This is a genomic window from Leisingera sp. F5 (genome assembly GCF_001593695.1).
The window spans coordinates 1-1,586 of the sequence record NZ_LUKH01000839.1; the positions used below are offsets into that span (position 1 = coordinate 1).

Here is a 1,586-nt window from a genome sequence, read left to right on the forward strand (position 1 = left end):
CGGGTGTCCATCGAACGGGCTATCCGTTCGGTCGGTGCGGCGATGCACATCCGCGGCGCCCAATCCTTTGCTGACGCGGTGGTGCGCATCCGCGAGGACAACGGGCTCTATTCGCTGCGGGAAAACACTGTCGCAGTGGATGAGCAGACCCTGTTCCGCACCGCCATCGAGATGCCGGCGGACCTGACTGAGGGCGACTACCAGACCCGCATCTTTCTGACCCGCGGCGGCGAGGTTGTCTCCAGTTACGAGACCACAATCGATGTGCGCAAAGTGGGGCTGGAACGGTTCCTGTTTTCGATGTCCCGCGAGCAGCCGTTTCTTTATGGCCTGATGGCACTGGCCATTGCAATTGCCTCCGGCTGGGGCGCCTCAGCGGCCTTCAGCCTGCTTCGGAACCGGTAAAAGGGGCGCTGCCCCTCTTGGCCTCGCGGCCAATTCACCCCGGAGTATTTGGGAAAGATGAAACCCCTGTTTCTCCTTTGCGAAAATACTCCCGCCGGAGGCGCGCTGCGCGCCAGCGCAGCGCCACGCCCAACGGGAGCGGTGCATATCTAATGCGCCGGTGACGGGCGGGAGAGTTCAGCCGCGGCCGATATAGGGCATCTTGGTCGCCATCACCGTCATGAACTGAACATTTGCCTCCAGCGGCAGATTCGCCATATGCAGCACTGATTTTGCTGCATCCTTCACCGCAAATGTATGCATCGGTTCGGCACCAGGGTTGGCGTCGGCGTGGCGCTGGCTCAGGTCTTCGACCATCGGGGTCCGGGTGTTGCCGATGTCGATCTGTCCGCAGGCGATATCAAAAGGGCGCCCATCCAGCGACAGGCTTTTGGTGAGGCCGGTGATCGCTGCCTTGGTGGCCGCATAAGGCGCCGAATGGGGCCGCGGCACATGGGCGGCGATTGAGCCGTTGTTGATGATCCGGCCGCCCTGCGGCGATTGCTGCCGCATCTGGCGGAAGGCCGCACGGGCCGTCAGGTACATGCCGGTGAGATTCACATTGACGGAGGCAAACCAATCTTCCAACGGGATTTCATCAATGGTGCCGGACGGGGTGAAAATGCCTGCGTTGTTGAACAGAACATCCAGCCGCCCCGCCGCCATGGCAAAGCTGTTCACCGCATGATCCACAGCCGCCGGGTCAGTGACATCGGCAGGCAGCACATGGGCGCCTGAGTGGCCCTGCGCCACCTCCTGCAGCTTGTCCGCCCGCCGTGCAATCAGACCAGCCTGCCAGCCTTCGGCGAGGAACAATTCAGCCACGGCGCGGCCGATGCCTGAGCTGGCGCCGGTGATCAGGATGGACTTGCTCATGCCGGGGTATTCTCCTGCGTTTCCAGCGTCAGCGCGGCGGCTGGCACCGCCTTCAGGTCATCCACCTGCAATGGGCCCGACGGTTTGGCCAATCGGTTGCGCACCACCCAGATCAGCCGCTCCTGCGCCCGGGTGATCGCAACATAGGCGAGGCGCTTCCACAGCGGCTGGCCTGCCTCGACCCGGCCCATGCGGGCGGCGGCATAGATATCCGGAGCAAACACCTGGGTAGTGTCCCATTGCGAGCCTTGCGCCTTGTGTATGGT

The 1,586-nt window shown here is 63.1% G+C and carries 3 protein-coding genes; 1 reads left to right on the forward strand and 2 read right to left on the reverse strand.

Translation table 11 applies throughout. From position 1 onward, the window contains the following. A partial coding sequence (locus A2I95_RS36595; protein WP_291737395.1) for a TIGR02186 family protein occupies positions 1–405 on the forward strand: 405 nt, incomplete at its 5' end. 177 nt (positions 406–582) lie between these two features. On the opposite strand, the gene A2I95_RS36600 is transcribed toward A2I95_RS36595, so the two are convergent. Next, positions 583–1,320, reverse strand: coding sequence for an SDR family oxidoreductase (locus A2I95_RS36600; protein ID WP_291737396.1), 738 nt, complete (start codon positions 1,318–1,320; stop codon positions 583–585). Next, on the reverse strand, positions 1,317–1,586 hold a 270-nt coding region (locus A2I95_RS36605), incomplete at its 5' end, for an ATP-binding domain-containing protein (protein ID WP_291737397.1). The genes A2I95_RS36605 and A2I95_RS36600, both read right to left, overlap by 4 nt.

Bases quoted from the DNA above. Each gene is read 5' to 3' on its own strand.
- A2I95_RS36600 (WP_291737396.1), bottom strand. From the start codon at position 1,320: ATGAGCAAGTCCATCCTGATCACCGGCGCCAGCTCAGGCATCGGCCGC.